Source organism: Sulfitobacter sp. S223 (genome assembly GCF_025143825.1).
Lineage (GTDB): Bacteria > Pseudomonadota > Alphaproteobacteria > Rhodobacterales > Rhodobacteraceae > Sulfitobacter.
In genome coordinates this window covers 1,027,869-1,048,454 of sequence record NZ_CP083560.1, presented here as the reverse complement: position 1 = coordinate 1,048,454, position 20,586 = coordinate 1,027,869, and the positions used below count along the sequence as shown (strand labels likewise).

The 20,586-nt window shown below is 55.5% G+C and carries 1 protein-coding gene; it reads right to left on the bottom strand.

The window, feature by feature from the left end:
• Positions 1-78: 78 nt before the first annotated feature.
• On the bottom strand, positions 79-19,470 hold the full coding sequence (locus K3757_RS05185) for a calcium-binding protein (protein ID WP_259999901.1): 19,392 nt from the start codon (positions 19,468-19,470) through the stop codon (positions 79-81).
• Between the last annotated feature and the right edge of the window lie 1,116 nt (positions 19,471-20,586).

Here is a 20,586-nt window from a genome sequence, read left to right as displayed (position 1 = left end):
AAAGCACAAGAAAAATCATCTATTTCATATTGTCGGTCCAAGACTAGGCAGCAGGGAATTTACCCTGCTGCGCAAATATTACTGGGCGGCCCACTTAAAGGACTTTCCCTTGCCCTTAGCCTTGCCTTTTCCTTTCACCGCCAGAACCGGTGCAGTATCAGCCGCATCCAGAAGCAAGACTTCGTCAGGGGTCAGCATACCATCTACCCGTGCATCATAAACCAACACCTCATTTGTGTTGGTCGCTGGCGCAATATTTGCAGCATCTTGCACCGACATCACAGGGAAGAGCGGTTGAGCAGGGTCAAAGCCACCAATCTGCGTGGTATCGCCCAACGGCGACAAGGCCGAGACGATCTGGCTTTCAACAGATTGAACCGACAGCATGGTAACGCTGGTGTCGGCCTGCAAAGGCGCAGCGGTTGCGGCAGGATCAGCGTTTGACCCACCCTTCCCATTGTTGCCTTTTCCGTTGTTTCCGTTGCCGTTACCACTGTCGGTACCGCCTCCGCCAGTCGTACTAGTGCCCAGCGTTGTATTGCCTGCCGCACGGGTGTCTTTGGCCCCGTTCGAATTACCGGGCTGAGGATCATCAGGCGCACCACGCTGATCGCCTGCATGCGGATCTTGCTGTTTGACAAGGCCAATTTCGCCAAACGGCTCGCCATTGCGTGCGGCGTCTCCTCCGTCGGCAATACGGGTCGGATCGGCGCCGTCCGCCTCGGATAGATCGTAGAGGAACGCTACAATCGACGGATTACCGGCGCGGATAATCGTTCCTGCACCGAATGGAGAGAATGGCACGAGGTAGCTGTTGAATTCGCCATTCCAGTCGATCATCCGGTCGCCACCAGTATTAGCAAGAAGGATGTCACGCCCGCCGCCGCCAAAGGCGATATCGGCATAGCTGTCAAATGGGTCAGGCGCATCGTTGATGCCGTCATTCGTCGAACGATCATCGTCGATGTCCAACATGTCATCGCCAAAGCCACCAAAGACATGGTCACGACCTGTCCCGCCAACCAGCCAGTCATTGCCCAGATCGCCAAAGATGCGGTCATCACCATCGCTAGCCAGACCGTCAACCTGGTCGGTGGTATCGGTGCCTGTGCCATCGCCCGCATCAAAGTTGAGCAAGAAGGGCACAGCGTTCGCATTCGTCGCCGGATCAGCAAATACATAGCCGTTGGTCGGATCAACAAAGATCAAGGGCCGCGGGCTGTTCTCGTCATAGGCGGCAAATTCGGTCAGACGACCATCCGCGCCACCCCAGTTAAGGATATTTCCCGGATTGCCGGGATTGTCATAGCTGAATGGCAACAAGATGAAGTCATAGGTCACCCCGTCCAAAGTATAGCTCACGTTGCCCGGCATTGCCTCGGCACCCGAAATAGCATCCGAGCCATATCCACCGTGCAGCGAATCCGATCCCAAACCGCCAAAGATGATATCATTGTCACCGGTAGAGCTGTCCGCGACATAAGCAATCGGATCAGCCAGATCATCCGACGAGAACGGCGTCAGATCGACTGTCTTTTTCAGCGCGTTGTCCAGATGGATCACAGCCTGATGGATGTCACCATTGGTCGCGATCAGCTCATTCGTAGCGACTGTTCCAATACCGTAAAGCGTTTCGGCCAGACCCGCGTCTGTAGTATTCTTCGACGTCCATATCCGACCATCGCCGCCGATCACGCCGTCCTGCCCGGTACCGCCAGACATCCAGTCATGGCCGTAACCGCCGATGATGTCGTCGTCTTCACTGTCACCATAAAGCGTATCGTCGCCGACCAGTCCGTAAAGGGAGTCGTCACCGCTTTCGCCGTGGATTTCATCCCCCTGCCCCAGATCGCCCGCAGCAGAGACCGCGTCTACGTCGGCACCTCCAAGCGTATAGTCGATCATTTCAGCCGCACGCACCACGATCCGTTCATCGCCACGGGCGTGGGCTGCGTAATGCTCGTCTGCATTATCGTCCAGTGCGTCATAGTTGAACGACACATAGCTGCTGTTGGCCGCGTCCGTGCCTTCAACCACACGGAGAATACGGCCATTGTCGCCAAGGATCATATCCGCATCGCGGGCGTGACGCTCTTCAATGGTAATATCTGCCGTACCGGCGTCCAATGCGCCAAGGTCTTCGACATAGTGGTTGCGCGCAATTCGCGTGCCCGCACCACCAAACAGGATATCGGCTCCCGTCGGGGTCCGTTCGTCCAGCGTATCAAGGCTGTAGAGGTCGGAGTTATCACCAAGGATATCGTCCTGCCCGAGGTTACCAAAGATCAGGTCGTTGCCGCCGTTGCCTTCAATATAGTCGTCGCCGTCTTCTGCTGATTTTACACCCGTGCTCAGCTCGAAAGAGGCGCGCATGATCAAGGCCCCGCTCGCGTCGCGCATCGCAAACACGCCCGCGTCATCCTGGTCCAAACCGTCAACAGAGCCATCGCCTTGAACGGTATCATCACCAAGCTGGGCAAAGATCACATCATCATCACCGCCACCCGCGATATAGTCCGAACCGAAGCGGTTTTGGGCATTGCCTTCGACCGCAGTGTTGTGGTCCAGCAAGTCAATTTCGAAGTTTTCCCATACCGCGGCATCTTCGGTTCTGGCCATCGCAGTCCGGTCAACAAGAGCAGCGCCCTCGTCCCCCGTACCAATACCATCACCGTAAAGCTGCGTGCCGCTGAGTTGCACAAAGCGTGGGTCTGTCACATCGTCAAACAGCGCATCTGCAATGCGATCAAGGGTGACATTGTCGCCAAAGATCAAATCTCGGTGCGTATCGCCATCAATTACGTCCGCACCCGCGCCGCCAATCAGCACATCCTCGTCTGCGTCACCAAAGATTGTGTCAGAGCCGCCTTGGGTATTGTCGGTGATCGTCACATGGCGAACGACATTGTCCAGCAGCTCAATCCGGCCAAAGTCTCCCAACACGATGTCGTTTTGCGCACCCGCTGCAATACGGTCATTGCCAAAGCCACCCAGAACAAGGTCGTCCCCAAGTGAAGTGGTTATCAGATCATCGCCGCCTTGCTGCGTATCCATTGTGCGGATCACATCCAGTGTTGTCAGATCAACTCCGCTTGGGGCTGCCCCCTGCGCGGCAAGCGCCGTACCGGCATAGACATCGTCAAAGATAACTTCGCCATTATCTCCCAGCACGATGTCTTTTTGATCATGCGTACTTGTCAGGCCGCCAATGTGATCGCCGTGTAGCGTATCATCGCCCAAGCCACCAAGAATAATATCGGTGCCCGACGCACCGGTAACGAAGTCAGCAGCCCCCGTAGTTGCGGCAAAGCGCTCTATCGCGTCGGTCGTCCGAATTTGGATAAACAGGCCGTCATCCATGCGGATTTCACCATTGTCACCCAGCACGACATCATCGCCATCAACAGCGGCATCAAGATTGCCTGCGTCATTGCCATGCACCGTGTCACTGCCGTAGCCCGCAATGATCAGATCAGCCCCGCGATCGCCAGTAATCAGGTCATTATCGCCCTGACGATTATTCTCTTCAACGCCTTCCTGAGCTTGACTGGTTAGCACATCGAGATCGGACAGATCACCATCCGCATCCCAGACCAATTGACCGTTATCCCCGAGGATCAAATCATTGCCGTCATGTATGCTGCGAAGTCCGGTCATGTGATCGCCGCGGATCACATCCTGTCCCAGACCGCCGATCAGGATATCGCCACCCGAAGCGCCCGTAAGCGTATCATTGGAGGAGAAGCTGTCTGTTGCATCTGTGGCGCGGATTTGTGCGAACTGGCCAGTCGTTAAAAGGATTTCGCCATTATCACCCAGAATGACGTCCGCTGTGTCCAACTCTGCGTCTTCGTTCGTGTCGCTGTTACCCGACAGCTCATCAGCACCGTAGCCACCGAAGATAAAATCGGTCCCTGCATTGCCCGAAATGATATCTGCGCCCCCAAGACCGTCCTGCGCGCTCGCAACCAGATCAAGCGTGGTGAAGTCCGGCGTTGTCTCCGTTCCCCAAAGCATCAGGCCATTATCGCCGAGGATGACGTCATCACCGTCGATCAGGCCATCACCTGCACCGATGTCTGTGCTGCCCGCATCGCCATAGATCGTGTCGGCGCCAACGCCGCCAATCATCCGGTCCGCACCAGCGCGGCCACGCATAAGGTCGTCGCCACCTGTGGCAGAGCTCACGTCCGTGCTTCTGATTTCCGACAGGCGTGAGGTGCCGGTCGAGGTCTCGAACAGGATCAAACCGTTGTCACCGATCAGCAGATCATTTCCATCCGTGGCACCTGCGTTGCCCTGAACGTCATCGCCGTCAATCGTATCACCGCCGAAGCCACCAATCACAATGTCAGCGCCCGCATCGGCCGCAATCGTATCAGCACCGCCAACAAAATCACCTGCACTTGTCACTTGCGACAGGATCGACGTGCTCGGTGCCATACTGTCATCGAGCGTCATATCAATCCGGCCATGATCACCAAGGATCACGTCATCGCCGTCTACCGCGCCCAGATCAACCACCGCAGCATCACCACGGATGATGTCACCGCCCAGACCACCAAAGATCAAATCACCGGCAGCATTGCCAAAGAGCGCATCCGCGGCACCGTTGGTCCGGTATGTTTCTGCAAACTGCAACACACCGTGCAACAGATGGGCATAGCCAGCGTCGCCAAAGATCAGATCAGCGCCATCGCGCGCTTCGGCTCCTGCCCCATCGGCATCACCAAATACAGTGTCGTTGCCTACGCCACCGATAAGCATGTCCCTGCCTGCGTTGCCGCGCAGCGTATCGTTACCGCCGATCGACAATTCAACCGAGTTTACTCGCGAGACGAAGGTATCCACTGTCTCACCGATGACAGGATTCAAATTGGGGGATGCGCCAAAGTCAAAGGTCACCCGACCCAGATCACCGAATACGACGTCATCATCGCTCAGCACTCCAGCATCATCGACGCCTGCTGTGATATCATCGTCCGCCTCACCGCCCATGATTATATCGTCGCCCGCACCGGTCGAGATCACATCATCGTCACCGCCTGCATCCGCAATCGCAATCACAAGCCCGGCACCCCATTGCACCATATCAGTCTGGTCTTCAGGGAGAGTCGAGATTCGCAGACCCGATGTCTCGTCAGGCGCGGTTGAGAAGTCAGGCGAGATGGTCATGCCGTTAAGGGTGTTCCCCTCGATCAGGCGCGGCTCTTGCAGGAAGCCGGTTCCGTTGTTTACGTCAACATAAAGACCGATCAGACCGGTATCACCACTCGACAGCGGATCACCCTGCAGACCGCTTGCCAGATCGGGCAGCGGTAATGTCTGGTTGGTGTTCAACACGCCAAAGCCAAACGGCCTCACGGCAAGGCCGCCGATCACATCCGGCGTCTGACCAAGACGGGTGACAACCGCGCTTACTCCGTTTGCATTGGGAATCCCGCGATAATCCACACGGCCAACATCGCCCAGAACAATATCCGCACCACTGCCGGTCAGGATTGTATCCTTGCCAGCGCCACCGAAGACAACCACATCCATTGAGGAGCCTTGAGCGTCAAAACTGTCATCGCCACCCTGCAAATCAACCGAGAGATTTCCATCCGCTGGATCAATAATCTGCCACGTGGCATCTATGCCGAAGGCATCGATCGGGCTATCAATATTCAGCGTATTTGCGTCATTTCCAAGGATCCAGCGCTCAGCCAATTGCAGCCCGTCTGCATCCAGAATGCGAACTTTCTGGCCCAGATATTCATCAACGGCAAAGCTGCCATCAAGGGTAAGAGTGGTCCGGAAATCTGCTGCGTCCTGCGCGTTTTCCAGCACAGCGGACACGCCGGCAGCCAAGAGACGCTCTTCTTTGTGGATATCGGCCGTGACGGTATCGCCCACACGCACGCCCGGCTGGTTCGGATCAGCAATTTCGTCGCCGGTGCGGATGATGGTCCAGACCCGTCCGCCATCATCACGGGTTGGCGTCCCCTTGATTTCAAAGTCATTGTAGCCCGCACCAAGCGTGATATCGATCACTTCAAGGTTGCCGAACGTGATACCGCCTGCGCGCTCACGCTCACCGATCACGGTGTTTGGCCCCATGTTTAGTCCAAACAAACGGTTGGCGGTCAGAACACCGCTGCTGTCTGCCGGGCTGTCATCATCATTCACAAACATCACATCAACCGATGCGACTTCTTCAACAAAGAAATTGAGGCTTTCGGACGTCAGGGCATAGCCCACATCACCCGTCAACGCCTCAATTACAGTGCCGTTTTCATCTGTAGCAAGCTCGTAGGGCGCATTCAGCGTAAAGACGACTTCGTCATCGGCCAGATCGGCCGTCCCTTTGGTGTCAATCTGCGCGTCGATGATCAGGCGGAACTGGTCTGTCACGGACTCTGCATTCTGGGCCGAGACGATCTCAATGGTTTTGCCAACAAGCGCGCCGATTTCCGCATCAGTGGCCAGCGGGAAAGGCTCGGCGGTGTCATCAACAGAGACGCGCAAGCGCAGATCATCCAGCACAATTCCCGTCAGATCCGTACGGCTCACGGTGATTTGCGTGTTACTTGCCGAATTGTCGATTGCCAGTGCCGTGCCAATGCGCGGCTTGGCATTCAGTTCACCCGGCAGGCGCACAGGCTCGGCCAAACCGTCCAGCGATCCGCTGCCGCCTGCACCGTCGATATAAACAGGTCCAAGGATGCCAGCCAGCGTGGCAGGACCAGGTGCAAACACTTTGGTATCCCCGCCGTCCACAACGGCATCGTCAACCGCAGCCACCGAAATGACCATGGGTACGTCCCATTTGTCAGGTGCAAAGGTAGCCATCACTTTTGTTACCAGATTGCCACCTGAATCGAATTGCTGGTTCCCGCTGGCATCCAGCGCCGCCACTTCGGTGAGCGCAATGGTATCGCTGCCCTGCGTAATACCCGTGATCTGGAGCTGTACCAGATCATGGCGGATTCCGCCTGTGAGGGTGGATTTTGTGACCAACTCTGTAAGATCAACGGTCACTGCAGCACTTGGCTGACCCGTCAAGACCAGCTCATAGGTATCGCCTGGGCCGCCCTCAATCACATCTGTCGATCCCCCGGTTTCACGCAGCAGCAGCGTTGGCGCGTCATCATCCGAGATCGTCACCAGAACGCTTTGGGCAAAGGCTTTGTCAAAGGTAGGAAGTTCGAAAGTATAGGAAACAGCAATCTTGCCGGACCTCTCTGATGGCTGACCCGCGGCATCGATAAACATGATGACGCCAGAGCCTTCCACGACAACATAGTCCCGCCCTTCAATCTGGGCGACGTTATCAACGGTAAATGCGGTGATCGCTTCGGGCACCTGCGTCAAACTGAACGAGGTAACCGGTGCACTGGCTGGAATATCGAGGGCCAACGAGGTGCTATCCTCGGTCACCTCAGCAAAATCAGGGGCAAAACCAAAGCGGATCTGCTCTGAATGCGCACCTTCGCGCGCAACGTCATTCACCGCGCGCACTTCGAGCAAGACACCGCCCAAGGCATTTGCAGAGGTGAAATCAATGGATGTGACCGCTGCGGCACCCTCGGCCGCGCCGACAGCCACCAGACTGATCTGTGAGGTGTCATAATCCAGCGAAAGGGTCATCGTATTGCCCCCCACCACAGGTTGGTTCAGACGCAGGCGCAGCACGTCGCGCTCACCCTCTTGATCGCCGTCTGATCCTTCAATCACAGCAGTTAGCGTGTCGTCATCCGCGATTACATTGCCTGCGCCGTCAAGCGCGATGTTCTGATCAACAATCAGGCCCGGCGTGTCGTTGTCATTGATCGTCACTTCAACGCTGCGGGTTTGCAGCCCGTCATACAAGCCGATGCTGAAGACGGTATCTGCCGCAGGATTAACGCCCCAGATGCCGTTCAACGTCAGTTCGGTCGCGGTGTTGCCGACAATCAAAAGCTCTTGGCCAGCGCCCGTGCCACCCACGATCTTGAGCTTGCGCCCGATCATGCTGTCGTCCGCGCCAAATTGTAGCGAAGCACCAGAGGCCGTTGTCGCAGTAAGAGTGGATCGGTCGTCGAAAATTTCTTCGGCTTTCATCTCGGTCACATTATCGACGAGGCCGGTTATAGCATCCGAGACGCGCAGGACAAAACCGGACTGCAATGTAGCAGGCAGATCATCCGCGTCCCAAGCGCTGTCAAATTCAAGCTGCATCGTCGCGCCAAAATCTACAGCGCCCGTGATGAAACGGCTTTGCCCAAATCCAGGCCCGGACGAGATCGTCAGACTGCGGCCCAGCAGATCATCGGGTGTCTGTCCCTGCAAAGCGGTTTTCAGAACAACCATCGATGTAACTGTCGCCTCGATCGTCGCATTGGCATCCACCACAACATCAACGCCCGATTTGAACAGATGCGTTACAACGCCGTTAGTCTGGTCTTCATAGGCGTCATCATCATAGTTGAACGACACCGGAAGGTTGCTTTGACCATCGAGATCGCCGCGAGTGAACAGGCTGCCGGGGGTCTCTTGACGGATACCGTCGGCAATAACCGACACATTTTGCGCAATAGCCCAATTCGCCGCCGTAAACGTCAGCGTGACTGCAGATCCATCCGCTTTGACACTTGCGCCACTGGCTGTGCTTTCAACGCGGAAGGCATATTTGCTTTGATCGCGACCATCGGGTGAAGGCAAAGGCGCGCCCACAATGACCTGCACATCGCGCGTTGGCGCCCGTGTCAGAACAACAGAGTAGACATCGCCAAGGGCTTCGCCTTCGTCAATGATTGTGCTACCCTGAGTTTGGGTGATCACGGCAAAGGCCTGATCATTGTCCGCCACATTTGCCGAAACGCCAAAGACCTTCTGACCGTCATAGCGCGCATCCGAAGAAGTCATGTCGTGGGTGATGATGCCGGAATGGCCCCGCAGATCATTGGAGACCACAGGCGGTGTTGGTCCGCTGGCACTGAAGGTATCGCTGCCCAAGCCGCCGAACAATTCGGTGAACACTGTACTCTTGGTGGATTGCAGGAAGAACCGGTCGTCCCCCTCACCCCCGTCAACCCGCAGGCTTTCGATGTTTACGAAGCTCACGTTCAAACCTGCGCCAAACACGCCCTCGTCCGTGATGACAAAATCATCACCGAATTCCGTGCCGATCACAACCAGCGTATCATAGCCGTCACCGCCATTGATGTTGAGCGGCGCATTCACGGCATACCGCACCGTGTCTGCACCGGCACCGCCAGTCAGATCCGTCCGCTCGCGCTGCGGCTCGGAAGAGCCGATCAGGGCAAAGGCGCGTACTTCGAAAAGATCATCGCCGCTTTCGCCATTAAGCTGCAAGGCGGCAAGGTTGTGATAGACAACAAAGGTATCGTCCCCGATGCCGCCATTCACAGTCATCGGGAAACTGATCCCGTTCGACAGCCAGCCGCGCGTCGTCTCGATCGACAAGAAGAAATCGTCAGCATCAATGCCCGTATCGATTCCGCCATTCTCGGCGTTCACATTGCGTGCGGTGCGGAACAATTGGCCAATCTGGAACTGGTCAGCGCCGGCGCCACCATTGAGCGTCATCTCCGCTGCGGTGTCATCGGCCGCAAAAATGTCGTCTCCACCGTGACCGTTTACGATCAAACGCTCAAGCGTGGCACCATAGTTGACCCGCTCGACGTAGAATTCACCATTCAAACCCGCGATAAACGCGTTCGTACCGGACGCATCCGAGCGCACAAGGAAGCGGTCGGCACGGTCCGTGCCGTTGACCTCAAGAAGGTCCACATCACCGGATTCGCCGGCATCTACAATAGTAATCCGGCTGTCTGTAGTCCCACCAGAAAAGTTCACGCGATAGGTATCGCTACCCTGTCCGCCGTTCAGATCATCCGAGCCTTTGGTGGCTGTGATCAAATCGTCGCCGCCACCGCCCTCGACCGTGTCGGCACCCGTGCCGCCATAAAGGATGTCATTATTTTCTCCACCTTCAAGCCGGTCAGCCTGACCGCCACCCCGAAGATCGTCCATGCCCGCACCACCGCGCAGATGGTCGCTGCCGCCGCCGCCCAGAACCAGATCATCACCGGCCCCTGCCGTCACATCATCATTGCCCATACCTGCGATAATAATGTCTTTCGAGCCGCCCGAAGTGATCACATCACCCGCGCCGTCTGCCCCAATGGCCAAACGCTCCAGCAGAACATTAACATTGCTCGCGTCCGTCAACGCCAAGAGGTTTGCGACAAAGTCATCCGACGCCGCAACTAGCAAGGACGACATAATCCGCCCGCTGTCGCCGAAGATCAGATTGTTGCCCTCACCGCCCGAAATCGTATCAAAGCCGCTGCCGCCAAAGATCATGTCTTTGCCCGCATTACCGCTGACCATATCGTCGCCATCAGAGCCGAAAATCACGTCGTGGCCCGCGCCGCCAGTGATATTGTCAGCGGCACCACCACCGTCAACATCTGTAACGCCGCCATTGTGCAACGCATTGAGGTTGCTCAGAATTTTCATACCTGTGCTGGCAAAGCTCAAAGTCCCGCCATCACCCAGAAGCAAATCGTTGCCGGACCCGCCGTCAAGTGTATCGCTATTGCCCGCTCCGATGACAATATCGTCACCTTCGCCGCCAGAAACAGTATCTCGCCCGTCCGTCGCTGTCGCTTTGGAAGACACCACGGTCTCTAGCAGATTGGCCTGATCACCCAACACAAGGTCATCGCCCGCACCGCCAAATACGTCGTCATCACCCGAACCACCGATCACAAGATCGTTGCCGCTGGACCCGATGATCGTGTCGCTGCCTGCGCCACCGTCAAGCAGGTTGAATCTGGACGACACCACAGTCGGTGTTTGATTATTGGTGAACTGGATCAGGTCGTTCCCTGCACCACCACGAATGTCAAAGTGGACTTCGTTCCCATTCCAGCCTTCCAGCGTAATGTTATCATTGCCGTTGCCGCCATCGATAACAATCGTCTGGCCCTTGCGAACTTGATAGGTAAATGCCGCGCCACTTGTTGGGCTGTCTTCACCAAAGCCATTCGGGGTCGTAAAGACATCGACGTTGATAAAGGCACCCGCATCCGTACCCTTGCGCACCGTGACGGTTTCACCAAAGTCCGTCGGATTGCCCAGCAAACGCTGCGGCGCAAATTGACCGGTGTTGATGATCAGATCGCCATTGGCAGCCTCAGAGGCCACGATTGGAGGGCGGAAGAAATCAATCTCGAATTCGGCAATCGTGAACGGATCAACCAGATCCCATTCTTTGTCGATCTCGAACAAAAATAGATCAATCTTTAGGAAGGCAAACAAGCGCGCAAAAATCTCGCCCGTTACGTCAAAGATCGCAAGCGGCGCAAGTAATTTATCCGCATCATCCGGCGCGCGCGTCTGGTTCACGAAGTTCGATACCAATTCGTTGATCCGCACCTTGCCATCGTTGTCAGGGTCAAACAGATCAAACAGAATTTCGATGAACAGACCACCGGCCACACCCGCCCGCGCCACACCGAGGTTCAACTCGGCAGCCGCCGTAATGCCACCAAGGAACGTCAATTCTGGGACGTCGGCACCAGTGCCATCGGCGTTTTCACGGTCAGACACATATAGTCCGTCCAGCAACAACAGCGGGTTGCGGAAATCACCGTCTACAAAGCTTGAAATACCCGTCGTGTCATAGCCAAAGGCAAAGTCAGCGACAAATTCAATCCCGAGGTTCAGCGAGACCCCCAACGGGCCAAAGATCGAGAAGAAGAAGCTCTTTTCGAAATCGGCAACGAGAGGCGCCAGATCATAGGTCACAAGTGTGGCCTCATCGCCCATCAGCAGACCGAATATCTGGCTTGGATCGGACAGGATCGGGAAGGCAAACGCGCCATTGGCCTGCAAGAGACCCTTCATGGTCCGCGCACCTTTTTTGTCGGCATTGTTGCCGTTGGCCGCTGCAGTATCGATTTCGCTGTTCACATCACTGGTTTGCAGCGTGCCACTGGCTTTGCGCTGCTGATAGACATCATTCCCCGAGAACCCGTCACCAAACGGATTGCTGCCTTCACTGCTGCCATCAAGATTGTCGAATATGACAAAATCACCAATCGGGATAACCAGATTGATGTTGCTTTCCGCAAGCTCGGCCACGGTGTTGACCAGCGTGATCACTTCGGCAATCGCCTTGATCATGCCGGGATCGACCTTGCCCGCAGTGGCGGCGATATCCAGCATCGTCAGGTTCACGCCGAACACATCAATCAGCGGGATTGGAGCCGTCAGAACATCAATCAGTGGCTGCAATGGCTCTGTCACCTCAGCCACTTTTTCAACAATAGGACCAAGAACTTCAGTGATATATTCACCCAAATCCAACTGCACATTGTTGAAGGCAAGATATTTCATGCCGTCCGCAAGCGACGCGCCAAGATCGTCTGACTCACCGCTCCCGATCAAAACAAACGTATTTTCAAATTCCCACAAGAAGTCGAAATCAGCCATGATCGAAGGGAAGCCAGAAGCACTGTTACCGCCCAACAAGCTCGGCGATATGCCAAGCGTCGCGTCCAGAACGGCCGCCGCGGTTACATCAATCCCGAAATTCAGACCAATCTCGCCAAATTCAGCGAGACCCAAGCGGTTCCGGTCATCGCCCCCACCGCTTTCAACATCGTCGGTCACATCAAGCGAGACTACAGCGGTCAATTCGGTCGTCTCGTCCAAGCCGTCGCCGTCAATATCACGCCCCGAGGACGTCTCGGCGTTTAGACCCAGAAAGCCCAGCTCGCCGCTGATAGAGCCCCTCGGCGTTGCCGTTGCGGTGAATTGCAGTTCCTTGATCTCGTCGCCATTTTCGTCGATCTCATTACCCACATCAAGGTAGAAGCCTTCCTTGGTCGAAAGGCCAAAGCCAAGATTGAGCGCCCAATCAATGCTCAGGTCCATCTCCGCCTCGGAACGCAGACCAAGACCGGGAATGCCGATATCAAACCCAAGGTCGATGTTGCTGAGATCGTCGGGTAACAGCTCTGCCCCGAGGGTGAAGTCCCAGAATATGTCGGCAGCGCTAATGTCTGCACCTTCAAACAAGACCTGACGCAGGGCTTCTCCGTCCAGCGCGATATAGTCGCCCGCCGTTTGTTCGGTCAGGTCAGCCCCGTCAATCGCAAGCAACAAATCCAAGCCATCTGGCCCAAGCAGATCGAACAACAGGTTTGAGATCACGTTGAGGTCGGCATCGGTAAAGTCAGCAGCTGCATCCTCGATCGCGTCCACAGCATTGCGGAAGTCACCGATAAAGTTATCACGGAAATCACCGATAAAATCAGATGCATCGGCAAAGGATGACCCAACAAGTGGCAGATTCAATTCTGCCAATGTGCCAAATAGATTGTCGCCCAGCAGCCCGAGGAACCCGTCAAAGCCGTCAACGGCGAGCCGGATGTTGTCAAAGATCGACAGGCGCGAGAAATCGAAAGTCTCAAGGTAGGAAACAAGCTCGCTGATATCGATGACAACATTGCCGCCGGTGATCGCCGCATCCAGCGATGCGTCATTTGTCGCGACAACAAGCGATGCAATGTTGGCAAGGTTGCCCTGCGAAGTGGTGAGCGCGGTGCCTGAGGAATTCTCTGTGATGGCGTCACCTACACGGATTGCTCCGATATAGTTGGCATCATTCGGGAAAAACAGTGGCAGTACACCTTCGACGGTGCCATATGCGCCGTTCTGGTTACCACCAATGTCGAAAACACTGCCCAGCTGGATGTCCGCCAGCGCGATGGCCTCCAGTCCGGCATCTGCCCATGAAACCGCAGCACCAGCATTGATCTCCACGCGCGCCGTCTCGGTGTCACTGTTCTGGATCGCCAAGGCAAGCGGCCCCAGCGAGGCGTTAAAGGCAAGGTCTTCACCGCCGACACTCAGTGTCGCTTCAAGCGCTGTTTCATCCAGCAAATAGACGGAATCCGCCACCGAAGAGGACGGATCAAGAATGGTATCAAGGTCAATGCCGAAGGCCAGCGTCATAAAGACACCGCCCTCTGCCCTCAGACCCGCCGAGCCGGAGAAATCAACGATCCCACCGATGCCCAGATCGTCAAAAATGTCGCCAAAGCCAAGATCGGCAAAACCCACATTCATGGTTTCGCTAAAGGCGGTGCCCAGATTAAGGCTGAAGGTCAGCATTTCCTGATCGCCGTTGTCTTCAAAGCCGATGCTGAAGGCTTCAAGCGCGTTATTCGTAGTTCCGGTAGCAAGCTCAAACGCTTCGCTCAATGTCGCCGAGGACAGACCAATCGCGTCATTCAACGCGTCTTCGAGGAATTGCAACGATCCTGCAGGATCATCGCGCAGCGCATTGATATAATCGCGCAGATCATCGGCCATGGCCAAGACATCGCGGATGGATTGATCAAGGACAGGAATGTCTTGATCAAGGAACTCGAAGCTTTCGAAATCGGCAAGGAAATCTGCGACAAGGATCAGCGCGTCAAGAATTTCATTCAGGCCGAAGTTACTGATCCCGTCGCCCAGTATGGCCGATACATCAGGCAGATCGACAGAGACAGAGGGGCGCAGCACCACGTTCTCAATGACCGCTGTTTGCAAGGTGGTGACAGGCGCACCGGGGCTGATCTCGCGCAGGTTTTCAAGCGTGACCGTGGTTGTGGGCCCGTTGGAAAGCGTCGCGATTGTTGCATCGAAGATCGTGCCATCCGCGTTCGTGAACCGCAGGTCAGCACCAACAGCGAGGACATCGCTTAGGTCCTGCCCGACACTAAAGCTGTCAGGCCCTGTAACGTTCAGGCCGCCATATGTATCAAATCGCATCCCCAGAAACGGGTCGCCAATGGCCAGAACGTCGACGCCAAAGCTGACGGAGGTATTCCCGCCCAAAATCGCGCTCGACAATGCGTCAAATCCGGCGGAACCACCTTGCAACGACAGTTCAAGATCAGCGCCACCATAGCTGGTCGCGTCCGGATCGCCGCCTGTCCCCTTGGCAAAAGTGATTTGGGGCAAGGCCAAAAGGTCCAGCGGGCTGTCGCCATTGCCGAATGTCTCGATGATCTCACCAAGCGTCAGAATGTCATCACCGGCAGGCGCGCCCACTGATGTGTTGAACCCAAATGTGGCGGTCGCTGCAAAATTCGCTGTACCTGTCAGGTTGACACCGATGAACCCAAGGCTTGCCTCGGCCTCAACGCCGGTCTCAAGCACGCCTTGCCCGCCGCCCTGCCCTGCGTCGCCCACGATAGCGTTCAACCGCACACCGACGAAATCGGTATCTCCGTTGCCTGTCGCATCAATACCAACACTGCTGTCTATGGTATAGGTGCCTGCTGTCAGGTTACCGACACCTGTCAGGCGGATGCTGGTTCCGATATACTCTGTCAAATCAAAGGTTTCGGAGTACACTACATTACCAGCGCCATATACCGCAAGATCGCTGATCAACCGTCCTGCTTCGGCCTCAAAGGTAAAGCTGCCCACATCGGACAGGTCGTCACTGCGCAGGAACAGACGGTCCGCCAGTTGCACGCCACCAATGTCGGTACCCGTGATCACCCCATCCGGCGTCTCAGGGGTTGAACCCGCGATAGTTACGGCCGTATCTGTTCCAACGATCCCCAGATCGGATGCTGCGGTTGAGCCATTTGTCGCCTCGACCGAACGGAGCAGAACGCCTCCATTGTTATAGCTGATCTGAATGCTTTTGCCGGATTCGTCCTCTGCCGTCAGTTCGTCATCCGGGGTGACAATCGCCTGCAGGTTGCCCGCGCTATCGGCGGCCTCGATCGCGGCGAGCACATTGCCCAGATTGACTGCATTTGTCAGATCAACAGTAAAGACCGTGCCATCATCTAAACGGATTAATATGTCATCGGTGTTTGATGCACCCGCTTCAAAGCCCAGTTCAGGCACGCTGTTTACAACGGTAAAATCATTCGCACCCAACGGGTTGCCGGATTTCACCGTCAGCACCAGCAGGTTGCCCTGATAATCGGCCTCGATTACTTCGGACAGGTCCGACGTGGTGCCATTCAATGCTGTCCAATCAGGCCCGCGCGCCTCGGAGATGGCCGTGTTCAAATCGGCGACCAGATCAATAATATTACGGTTCAAAGCCTGAGTGCTGCCGCCATCAACAGACAACGTTGAACTGGCAGGGACCACCACATCATAGGCCGTACCGTCGATATTCAGCGTCAGAGTCACATCATTGGCAAACACACCGACGCCCTTGGCAACCGTGCGCGCCGCTTTGAGAGTTTCTGTACCAGCTTGCCCATCATTGATGCCCAAAACCGCAATCGCAGGATCGCTATCTCCGACGTTCAATTGAATGCCAACACCTGCGCCCGCAGAGAACACGAGTGTGCCGGTGCCATCCACCGCCGCCGTGATACCGGTCGCACCGGCAGACAGATCGGCGTTGATCAAACCCGCAATAGTTGCGGCGCTCACTTGAAGATCCTGATTGGCCAACTGCACTTGCGTGCTTGTACCGGCTGTGGTGTTCATAACCGTAAAGTTCAGTGTCGCAATGCCTGTAGGCACTCTTGTTCCCGTGACCGCCTCTTCAGATTTCGGCTGCACTTTCAGCGCGCTCAACAAGGTCTGCGGATCCATATCGCCCGTGTCAGAGGGCACGCTCCCCGCAGGGACGCCCGGGATCGGGTCACCCGTGACTGGGTCGATCGTGACCGGGCCCGGCGTGAAATCAGTGGTCAGGTCAATCCCGAAACCAATCTGCAAATCGCCCTGCCCTGTCAGGACAATGCGGCTGTCGCTGCTGACGCTTGCCAGCTCGCCCAGATTGAGATCAAAGTCGGTTTCAAGCTCTGTCGCAAACAGGCTGCTCGACAGGGCCAGATCAAATATGAGCTGGTCCTCTGTGGTGTCATAACTAAAGCCGCCCGGCAGGATGCCGCGATCCTCGAGAATATCAAAGAAGCCCTGCGCAGAGCTGAAATTCGCGCCGTTAAAGCGGTTCAGCAAACCTGCCGTATCGTCGCCTAGGCCAATGTTGTTCTGCAGCGCCTCAAGGGTCACTTCCATGTCACGTTGCAGGCTTGCGCGGGTCGTATTGAAATTCACAGTCACGCTTGCAGCCAAAGCCGCACCAAGCTGGCCGCTTAGATCGGCCACAGTCCAAGAGCCGCCGGCTCCGGCAGTGATCAGCGCCGTATCGACAAGACCGCCCAGCGTATTGTCGAACTGGACAGAGGCCACAGTCGTATCGACGACTTTTAGCTCAAGTGCTGTTCCGACACCGCGGAATTCGATGAATTCGGCCAGACCTGCCTGCCCCAAAGCATCATTCAGATCGGTGACCAGCTTGTCCGATGCATCTTTGACGCCATCCGCGCCACGATCGTACAAGATGAGATCGGACAGCATGCCGCCCAGATCAGCGATGTCATCTAAACCTCCGGAGACAAAGGGAAGATTAATGTCGGACAACAAAGAGCTATCGGTCGCGTCTTCCATCCAGACGATGAAATCAGCCAACATCGAAATCAGATCATCAGCAGAAAAATCATTGAAATCAAGGAAGTCCGCAACATTGCCGCCCAGAGTGACCTCTGCACCTTCGCCGTCGAACAAATCTGTCTTCGAGAACTCAAGGGTCATCTGCCCCAAGCTGGCCAAGCCACCACCCGCAGCGAGCGTTAAGCTGCCATCAAGGTTCGCATTCCCACCCAAAGAGAACACATCAGAGTTAAAGTTGTAGCTGGCACCGGTCGTCGACAACGTGAGCGCAGCGGCTAGGCTCGAGCCACCTGTGACCCCTGTAAAGGAAGCGGCACCGGTCGCGTTCACGCCTGCGGCCGCATCCAGACTCCCGGTGATGACCCCTTCCAGAACGCCAACCTGCGCTCGGGTATCGAGGTCCAGATCAGCCACAAATCCCGCGCCCAAGCTATTGATTTCACCGCTAACACCCGAGACGCCAACCGTCAGTGAGGCATTTACGACGGCACCGACGCCCAGACGCGCTTCGGCCTGCGCGTCCAGCTCAAGCCCGACTGCATCGGCTTTCGCGCCGAGATCAATCGCCAGTCCTGTTTGCCGCGCCCCTGACAGCTCGAAATCAAAAATAACTTCATTGGTCCCCGTGAGACCAAAAGACACCTCGGACAGATCAAGGTTCAACGCACCAAGCCCGACCAGACGTTGCTCAATCGCGTCGCGCAGAATTTGCTCTGGCGTGGCGCTAAAGCCAAGCGCCGAGGCAACGGCATCAAACGTGCCTGTTGTGACGCTCAAGGATTGCACGTCATCCGCTTTGATCTGGAATGCGATCCTGTCATCGATCTCGCTGACAAAAATCCGATCCCCAAGCTCCGCAAGGGTGGCGTTCGTCGCCAGCTCAGCGGCAATACCATTCACGATCTGCTCAAGGGCCGAAGCGGCTGTTACCGCAGGAGAAGGCGTCAGAATTGTCGGCAGGACATCGACGACCAGAGCCTCGTTAATGACCGTGCCGTCTGTCAACGTAAGCGCAACATCAACACTGAATTGACCGGCAGAAATTTGTTCTGTCAGCTTCAGCGGACTCTTTACCGACGGCCCGACCTCACCTGCTGCAAAATTAACTGCGTTCAGCGCCGACTCAAAAACCGCAGCACTGCTGTCACCGGTCGGAAGGGCGGCGATAATTTCCGCACGTGTCGCGTCAATCATCTCGTAGAAATCAATGGCCTGCCCAAGGGTGACACCGGCCTGTCCAATCAGTGTGCTTCCCCCGATAAAAGGTAAAGACTGCGCAAATTCGGCAGCACCGGACAGCCCTGCGAGCACATCGGCAAAGGTATCAAAACCGTCACCAACCGCATCAGTGATCTGCGCCAGCGTTAGCGCCAGATCAGGGCCGCTAATCGAAGCTATGTTGTTCGCCGTCCCAGCAGCCAATCCACCAAGCGAGGTGACACCGCTGCCCAACTCGACCAGATCGCCTGCGCTGGCCTGAAAGCTCTCAACATCACGCAAGCTGACTTCACCATCAAGCGCTGCAGTTGCTCCGTCGATGATCCAGGTATTCAGGACGCCTGTACCAGAATTGATAACCGTATCAATCCCATCGCCGCCATTGAAAGTAACTGGAGGAAAGATGAAATCACCCAGAATGAGCTCATCATTCCCAGCTGTACCATCAATCGTGATCGTGCTGACATCAGCAAGCGTATGCGTTTCTGTCACGGTGGACATGTCAGCTCTGATCTTTTCGATCTCAAGGTTGCCGCCATCGATATCTAGAGCAATCTGCGCAAACCCCGCCATCGAGACGATCGGATCAGCTGACAGCAATATCCGCGGCTCCAGCATTTCCACGTCCATCTTCGCCGCCCGCGGCCCCTTGCGCGGTTTTGAAAGGATGGCACGAGGGGAAACGGCCCTCAGAAAGCTTGATTTCTTTTTACCAGCAGGTTCGTTCGCACTACCCGAGAGCTGCTCACCAAAAATAAAATCTTTCATGCAGAAGTATCCAATATGTGCGAAGCTTCAACCACGTCTCAGGCTGACGGTTGAAGGCAGTATAATCAAAAAAGCGCATTCAGCGAAAAACATGCCGAACTATACTGATAAAAATCGAGGCAGCAGGTGCGGTTCGAATAAAGTGGCAGGCAGACCACACCCGTAATTATTACAGATCAATAGACCTCACGAAACTTACCTTAAGTCAAGAAAAACCGAGCAATCGTTAGATTTTCAATTGAAAATTGCAAAATTCCAGATCGATAATTTCGACCAAGGATTGATCCGCTAGCTACGCCCTGTTCCAGGAGGCCGGCTGCTGTGTGATCTTTTTTACGGCCTCGGAACCGGCCTTGAGGCGACCATTGCCAGACACTATCGATCTCGTCGTTGCGGTGCAGTAATGTGCCGTGATCTGGCAAAACCGGACAGCGTGTTAGGGTTTATCCACGATGACGACAGGAGACAGAAGTAAAGCAAAGAGGCAGTTTTTCAGACAGGTTTAAATTCGCAGCGGCGCTTGAGGCGCATCGTCAAGATCGTACAAGGCAAGAGATAGCAGCCGAGGACAACAATCGGGCCCAAACAGCACCACCGCATCGCCTCCCAAAAACGACTGGAATACTCGGAGGTTTCTGGAGCGTGATTTCAGTTTACGCCGATCTTAAAAGTTAGTTCAAATAGTCGGCAAGGGGACAGATCGTGCCAGCCTTTAGTAGACTGAATAGTGCGATTTGCACCTGTTTCATTAACATCAGCACTTCCAAGCCTTTGAAATTAAGCGCTCGCCAACCGCATTATTTTTTGCATTTTATTCAATGATTTCAATACATACAGGAGTTCGCCTCCCTACTCGCCCACATATTTTTCAATGACTCAACGGATCGTCTAGTTCTGCCGATTTGAAAGTTTAGACATTTCATTTTGTACTGTCGCTTTTGCTGCGCCTCAATCGTCGGCATCTTTTGCTCTAGCTGCTTGGTATGGTGCACACTCACCGCTGAATTCTAACCTGTGAGAATGGCGATGGCCGCATCCGGAAAGTCGCCGATCCGGTGCCCAGTAAACCCTGAATATCCGGCGGCCCTGACGGGTCCCCTCAAGATGTGCTGACCA

What these genes read in the sequence shown, in the direction of transcription:
- K3757_RS05185 (WP_259999901.1), bottom strand. Translation starts at nt 19,470, where the DNA reads ATGAAAGATTTTATTTTTGGTGAGCAGCTCTCGGGTAGTGCGAACGAA.